We start from the raw sequence: 6,179 nt of genomic DNA on the forward strand, positions 1-6,179 counted from the left end.
CCGTGCGCGAGCAGGAAAGGGGCGGCGGAGGTGGCCGTGAAGGCCGCCAGGAACTGCCGCCCCAGAGTCCCGAGGAGCAGGCGCGGGCGATCTGCCTGCGCCTGCTCACCGGGATGCCGCGCACCCGGCGGCAGCTCGCGGACGCCCTGCACAAGCGGGGCATCCCCGAGGAGGTGTCGCAGGCGGTCCTCTCCCGGTACGAAGAGGTGGGCCTCATCGACGACGCCGCGTTCGCCGGTGCCTGGGTCGAGTCCCGGCACCGCGGCCGGGGCCTGGCCCGCCGGGCGCTCGCGCAGGAGCTGCGTACCAAGGGGGTGCACGCCACCCTCGTGGAGGAGGCCCTGGAACAGCTCGACTCCGAGCAGGAGGAGCAGACCGCCCGGGAACTCGTCGAGCGCAAGCTCCGCTCCACCCGGGGCCTGGAGCGGGAGAAGCGGATCCGGCGGCTCGCCGGGATGCTCGCCCGCAAGGGATACCCCGAGGGCATGGCCCTGCGAGTGGTCCGCCGCGCACTGGAGGCGGAGGGCGAGGACGCCGACGACCTCGGGTACCCGGGGTAGCCGGAGGTGGGGGTAGCCCCCCGGCGGTGACGCCGGGGCGCTCCACTGCCAACGGGCGGCCCCAGCGGCAGAGTTGATCACATGATGCTGCGTTACGCCCTCCAGACCGTCCGGGACCGCAAAGCCGGTTTCCTCGGCGCCTTCGTCGCCCTCCTGTGCGCGGCGGCCCTCGTCACCGCCTGCGGCACGCTCCTGGAAACTGGTCTGCGCGGAAAGATCGGCACCGAGCGCTTCGCGGCCACACCTGTCCTCGTCTCCGCCGACCAGAACGTGCACCAGACCACGGTCAAGGAGAAGAAGGGCAAGACCAAAACGAAGCACAAGGCCAAGCCCGTCGCCGAGCGGGCCTGGCTCCCCGCCTCCACCGTGGACGCGGTCCGGTCCGTGCCCGGTGTCGAGCGGGCCGTACCCGAGCTCACCTTCCAGGCCGTCCCGCTCGTCAAGGGCAGCCCCGCCGAGGTCCCCTCGTACGGGCACTCCTGGACCTCCGCCGAGCTCACCCCCTTCACGCTCGCCGAGGGCCGCGCTCCCCAGGGCGCCGGCGAGGTCGTCATCGACCGTGGACTGGCCGCCCGCGCCGGCCTGAAGACCGGCTCCGAGCTGACCGTGCAGGCCACCGGCGAGCCGAAGACCTACACCGTCAGCGGCGTCGCCAAGACCCCCGGCGGTGACCTCGTCCGGCAGGGCGCGCTCTTCTTCGGCGACGCCGAGGCGCAGCGGCTCGCCGCCCGCGACGGCCAGGTCAGCGCCATCGGCGTGCTGCCCGCTCCCGGGGTCGACGCGGGCCGCCTGGCCGGGCAGGTCGCGCAGGCCCTCAAGGGCACCACCGCGCAGGTGAACACCGGCGACGAGCGGGGACCGGCCGAGTTCCTCGACGCGGCCGGCGCCCGGGTCAAGCTCGTCTCCATGGGCGGCGCGATGGGCGGGACCTCGCTCCTCGTGGCGATCCTGGTGGTCGTCGGCACCTTCGCCCTGTCGGTCCAGCAGCGCTACCGCGAGCTCGCCCTCCTGCGGGCCATCGCCGCCACCCCCAAGCAGCTGCGCCGCATGATCGGCCGTGAGGCGCTGCTCGTGGGCCTGGCCGCCGGTGTCGCCGGAGCGCTCGCCGGACTGCCGCTCGCCGCCTGGCTGTACGGGCGGTTCGTGGACGGCGGTGTCGTCCCCGCCAACCTGGAGCGCACCGCCGGGATCTTCCCGATGTTCGCCGCCGTCGGCGCCAGCCTGTTCGGGGCCTGGGCCGCGGCCCGGATCACCGGCCGCCGGATCGCCCGGATCCGCCCCGCCGAGGCGCTCGCCGAAGCCGCCGTCGAGCGGGCCCGGCCCGCCTGGGCCCGGATCGGGATCGGCGTACTGCTGCTGGCCGCCGGGGCGGTGCTGGTCGCCGTACTGAGCACGCTGCGCACGGAGCCAGCCTCCACCCCGGTGACCTTCCTGGCCGTGGTGGTCCTGGCCGGGGCGGTCTCCCTGCTGGGCCCGCTGGTCGTCCGCGGCGCTGCCGCGCTGCTGGCCGGGCCGCTGAAGCTGGCCGGTACGGGCGGCCACCTGGCCACCGCCAACCTGCGCGGCAACGCGACCCGGATGGCCTCCGCCGTCACCCCGCTCGCGCTGCTGATCGGGATGACCTGCACCGTGCTCTTCGCCACGCCGACGCTCGGCGACGCGGCCCGGGCACAGGTCCGCGAGGGGGTCAAGGCCGACTGGGTGCTGGCCGGGCAGGGGCCCGGGGTGACCGGGGGCGCCGCCGAGCGGATCCGCCGTACCCCCGGGGTCACCGCGGCCACCGAGGTCGTGCACACCTCGGTGCGGGTGGGGCTGACCAAGTACGCCGCCCAGGGCGTGACCCCGGCCGGCCTGACCCGGACGTGGGACCCGGCGGTGACCGGCGGGAGCCTGGCGGACTTCGGGGACCGCAGCGCGGCGGTGAGCGAGCTCGCCGCCGACCAGCTGGGGCTCCGGCCCGGCAGCCCGCTGAAGCTGGCCCTGGGCGACGGGACTCCGGTGACGCTGACCGTATCGGCCGTGTACGCGCGGGGGCTGGGCTTCGGTGACCTGACCCTGCCGCACGACCTGGTCGCCGCGCACGTCGACAATCCGCTGGCGAGCAGCGTGCTGGTGGCGGCCGAACCGGGCACCGGGCGCGAGCAGCTGGCCGCCGCGGTGCAGGGCTTCCCCGGGGTCCGGGTGCTGAGCGCGCAGGACGCCGACCGGGTGCGGGCCGAACGGCAGGCCGCCGGGGCGGAGATCAACCTGCTGGCGATGGGGCTGGTGCTCGCGTTCACCGCAATCGCGGTGGTCAACACGCTGGCCATGTCCACGGCCGAGCGGCTCCGGGAGTTCGCGATGCTGCGGCTGGCCGGTGCGACGCGGCGCCAGGTGCGCGGGATGCTGCGCACCGAGGCGGTGTCGGTGCTGCTGATGGGCACGGTGCTGGGGTCGGGGATCGCGCTGGCGGTCCTGACCGCCTTCAGCGTCGGGATGACGGGGACGGCCGCGCCGGCCGTGATGCCGGTCGCCTACGCGCTGGTCGTCGGGGTCGCGGGGCTGCTGGCCCTGGTGGCGACCGCCCTGCCGGGGCGGGTCGCACTGCGGGTGCCTCCGGTGGACGTCGCGACGTCGAAGGCGTAGGGCGGGCGGGCCGGTAGGAGGTGCGGGGTACGGGGTACGGGGCGCGGCTCCGTACCCCGTACCCCGCACCCGTGTCTCAGGCGGTCGTCGGGAGGCCCGCGGCCCTCCAGGCCTGGAAGCCGCCCGCGAGGTCCGTGGCGTTGCGCAGGCCCAGGGCGTGGAGGGAGACCGCGGCCAGGGAGGAGGCGTAGCCCTCGTTGCAGATCACCACCACCTGGAGGTCGTGGCCGGTGGCCTGCGGGACGCGGTGCGAGCCCTGCGGGTCGAGGCGCCATTCCAGTTCGTTGCGCTCGATGACCAGCGCACCCGGGATCAGGCCGTCGCGCTCTCGCAGGGCCTGGTAGCGGATGTCCACCAGGAGCGCGCCCGCCCGGGAGGCCGCCTCGGCCTGTTCCGGTTCCAGGCGGGTGTAGGTGGCGCGGAGCCGCTCCAGCAGCTCGTCGATGCCGGTCGCGGCGCTCACTGCCAGTCCGCCGGGCGCTCGACGTGCTCCAGCCGGAGCACCGGGCCGGTGCGGCTGAAGCGGCGGATGAGCGGCAGTGGCGGGTAGTACGCGTGCACCGAGACGGCGTGCTCGGACTCGGAAGCGTTCAGCACCTCGTGCACGTGGTGCTCGCCGAAGGCCCGGCCGGTACCCGCGCCCAGGTTGCGGGTGCGGTCCACGTCGGGGGCCAGCTCCAGGGACTGCCAGCCCTCCGAGGGGAGGCGCACCGCGAGGGAGTGCTCGGTGAGGCGGCCCCGCGCGGTGGTGAACGCGCCCCGCGACTCGGCGTGGTCGTGCCAGCCGGTCCCGGAGCCCGGGGGCCAGCCGATCAGCCAGGCCTCACTGCCGCCCGGCCCGTCCAGCCGGACCCAGGTGCGGCCCTCCGGATCGAGGGGGAGGGAGGCGACGAGCTCGGCGTCGGAGGCGACGCGCCGCGTGAAGTCGAGGAGCTCGGCGGCCGTCACGGGGGCGGCGGGGGCAGCGGGGTTGGCCGCAGGCGTGGGCGCCAGCGTAGGCGCCGGAGCGTGCGCGGGCGCAGGGGCATGCGTCGATGCAGACATGGAAGTGACCGTCCTGGGGTTCGCGAAAGTGCGCGCGGAGCGCGGAGGGAGGCGAATCAGCAGGAAGGGCGACACACGCAGCCCGCATAGCGGAGCAGGTCCATGTGGACCCTCCGCCACAGGCGCACGTCGTTGCCGGTCATGTCCGCGAGTGAACCACGACCCGACCGGAGGGTCAATCGATCACCGGTGCAGGCGTCGGGGCCGGCGCCGGCACGCCCGAGAGGGCCGCCATCGGCGGGCCGTGCCGAACGGCGTCCGCGGCCTCGTACAGTTCCGCCGGACGGACTCCCGCGAAGGTCGCGGCCAGGTGCCCGTCCGGTCGTACGAGGAGCACGGTGTGTGCAGGAGCCCCCGGGTAGCCGTCCGCGACCAGCAGGTCCGCCCGGACCGGGAGCGCGCTCACGGCCGCCGCGAGGCGGGGCATCAGGCCGGCGCCCAGCCAGTGCCGCCGGTCCCAGACCCCGGTGCCGGGGGCGACGAGGACGACCAGCAGCCGCCCGCGCCCCAGCTGGTCGCGCAGCGGCACGGTCGCACCGTCGGGCGCGGTCACGGGGACGTTCGCCACCGGGCCGCCCGGCTCGGTGTCCGTCGGGACCTCGCGTACGGCCACGGGCGGGGCGTACACCGGCTCCGCGCCCAGCGGCCCCCGGCCCAAGTGGCCGTCGGTGATCCGGAGTTCGCCGGAGCGAGCCGCTCCGGGCAGGTACGTGCGCAGGCCCCCGCCGGCACGCAGCGCGGGCATCGCCTGGTCGGCGGCGCGCAGCCGGGACGCCACCGCCCTGCGGCGCTCGTCCTCGTAGCTGTCGAGCAGGGCCTCGGAGGCCCCCTGGTGCCAGGCGAGGGCCAGCTTCCAGGCGAGGTTCTCCGCGTCCCGGAGCCCCTCCTCGACGCCCTGGGTCCCTAGCGCCCCCAGCAGGTGCGCCGCGTCCCCGGCGAGGAAGGCCCGACCGTCGCGCCAGCGCCTGGCGAGCCGGTGGTGCAGGGTGTGGACGCCGGTGTCGAGGAGGTCGTACGGGGGAGCCGTGCCCCCGCACCACAGGCCGAGGGTGTCGCGGATGAGGGCGACGAGCGCGTCGGGAGTGACGAGTTCGCCGCGCGGCGGGAGCAGCCAGTCCAGCCGCCACACGCCGTCGGGCAGCGGCCGGGCGGTGACCTCGTCGACGCCGCCCGCCTGGCCGCGGTGCAGCAGTGCCTCGCCGGGCCAGGGCAGTTCGGTGCGCAGGGCGGCCACGGCGTGCCGTTCCACGGCGGTGCGGCCGGGGAAGCGGATGCCGAGGAGTTTGCGCACGGTGGAGCGGGCCCCGTCGCAGCCGATCAGGTAACTCCCGCGCCACCAGGTGGTTTCGGCGCCCCGGGTGTGGACGGTGACCGAGTGGTCGTCCTGCTCCAGGGAGTCGAGCCTGCTGTCGGTGACGAGCTGGATCAGCGGGTGGACGACGGCCGCGTCGCGCAGCCCGCGCGTCAGGGCGTGCTGCGGCAGGTGGAGGGGGGCGGGCCGGTCCTCGAAGGTGATCCGCCGGTGGTCGCGCCCGCGCCGCATCGTGCGCCAGGCGGCGAAGTACGCGCTCTCGTAGCGCAGGGTCGTACAGCCCAGCCGGTGGACCATGGCCGCGGTGTCGGAGTGCAGGACAACGGTCCGGGCGGTTCTGGCCTCGTCCTTGCCGGGCCCCTCGTCGAGCACGACACAGGGCACGCCCTGGCCGGCCAGGGCGAGGGACATGGACAGTCCCACGGGCCCCGCGCCGACGACGATCACCGGGTCCATGATGTGGCTCCCGGTGTCCGGTATGTGATCACAGAACGTATGCAACCCACTGGAGGTGCCTGCGTCAAGTGACGCCGGTCCGGACAAGGCCGTGGGGGGGGGGGGGGGGGGGGGGGGGGGGGGGGGGGGGGGGGGGGGGGGGGGGGGGGGGGGGGGGGGGGGGGGGGGGGGGGGGGGGGGGG

General features: G+C 75.7%; 6 protein-coding genes. 2 read left to right on the forward strand and 4 right to left on the reverse strand.

Annotated elements, in window-relative coordinates; all coding sequences use genetic code 11:
• The first annotated feature begins 2 nt into the window (after positions 1-2).
• Positions 3-560 (forward strand): recombination regulator RecX, encoded by a 558-nt coding sequence (recX, locus tag ACZ7GJ_RS36550; protein ID WP_365919760.1) that lies wholly within the window; start codon positions 3-5, stop codon positions 558-560.
• A gap of 81 nt (positions 561-641) precedes the next feature.
• Positions 642-3,185: an FtsX-like permease family protein gene (locus tag ACZ7GJ_RS36555; protein WP_470758086.1), complete on the forward strand. Its 2,544-nt coding sequence runs from the start codon at positions 642-644 to the stop codon at positions 3,183-3,185.
• A 76-nt stretch (positions 3,186-3,261) separates the two neighbouring features.
• Here the strand turns inward: ACZ7GJ_RS36555 and ACZ7GJ_RS36560 are convergent, their stop codons facing one another.
• Genes ACZ7GJ_RS36560 through ACZ7GJ_RS36575 form a run of 4 tightly spaced genes read right to left on the reverse strand, consistent with a single transcriptional unit; the run spans position 3,262 to position 5,997 of the window.
• Complete coding sequence (locus ACZ7GJ_RS36560; RefSeq protein ID WP_470758088.1) at positions 3,262-3,648, reverse strand: rhodanese-like domain-containing protein; 387 nt, start codon at positions 3,646-3,648, stop codon at positions 3,262-3,264.
• Entirely contained in the window at positions 3,645-4,229 is a 585-nt protein-coding gene (locus ACZ7GJ_RS36565) for a cupin domain-containing protein (protein WP_470758090.1), read from the reverse strand. Before ACZ7GJ_RS36565 ends, ACZ7GJ_RS36560 begins: the two co-directional genes overlap by 4 nt.
• 56 nt (positions 4,230-4,285) lie before the next feature.
• Complete coding sequence (locus tag ACZ7GJ_RS36570) at positions 4,286-4,372, reverse strand: putative leader peptide (RefSeq protein WP_311318651.1); 87 nt, start codon at positions 4,370-4,372, stop codon at positions 4,286-4,288.
• 32 nt (positions 4,373-4,404) lie between these two features.
• Positions 4,405-5,997 carry an FAD-dependent monooxygenase gene (locus ACZ7GJ_RS36575; protein WP_470758092.1) on the reverse strand — a complete coding sequence of 531 codons (1,593 nt, stop codon included), beginning with the start codon at positions 5,995-5,997 and terminating at the stop codon, positions 4,405-4,407.
• Positions 5,998-6,179: the final 182 nt, after the last annotated feature.

It is taken from the genome of Streptomyces sp. NPDC037242 (genome assembly GCF_055604165.1).

Coding starts and splice junctions, on each gene's coding strand:
- ACZ7GJ_RS36555 (WP_470758086.1), top strand. CDS start 642: ATGATGCTGCGTTACGCCCTCCAGACCGTCCGGGACCGCAAAGCCGGT.
- ACZ7GJ_RS36575 (WP_470758092.1), bottom strand. CDS start 5,997: ATGGACCCGGTGATCGTCGTCGGCGCGGGGCCCGTGGGACTGTCCATG.
- ACZ7GJ_RS36570 (WP_311318651.1), bottom strand. CDS start 4,372: ATGACCGGCAACGACGTGCGCCTGTGGCGGAGGGTCCACATGGACCTG.
- ACZ7GJ_RS36565 (WP_470758090.1), bottom strand. CDS start 4,229: ATGTCTGCATCGACGCATGCCCCTGCGCCCGCGCACGCTCCGGCGCCT.